The 364-nt window shown below is 67.6% G+C and carries 1 protein-coding gene; it reads right to left on the bottom strand.

From position 1 onward, the window contains the following. The coding region (locus tag AC1DKD_RS42520) for a type 1 periplasmic-binding domain-containing protein (RefSeq protein WP_477144904.1) at positions 1-364 on the bottom strand (364 nt) is incomplete at both ends.

The following is a 364-nucleotide window of genomic DNA, read 5'->3' as shown; positions in this document are numbered from 1 at the left end:
GTGTCCGATCTGCCGGTGGCCTTCCCTGACGAGATGCTCGACGGCGAGCCTGGCGCCCGCACGCTGGTTCACCATGGCCCCGCTCACCTTCGCGCTGCCCGCGGAGCCCACGGCCACCACGGGCACCGGAAGGTTCATCTGCTCCAGCACGGCGAGGGTGTCCGTGTGCGGCACCAGCACCGCGATCCCGTCCACTGCCTGGTCCATAAAGTGCCCGACGGCGTCGGAAATGGCTTCCCGGCTGACCTCCCGCAATGCTGCGATGCTGACAAAGTAGCCGGCGTTGCGGGCAGCATGCTCAACGCCCAGCAGGGTATTGGCCGGACCGTACTGGGAAAGCTCACTGGCCAGCACGCCGATGGTC

This window comes from Cupriavidus sp. 05T313, from assembly GCF_056396665.1.
Note: the sequence above shows the minus strand (reverse complement) of the source record. Positions and strands in the feature narration are given on the sequence as shown.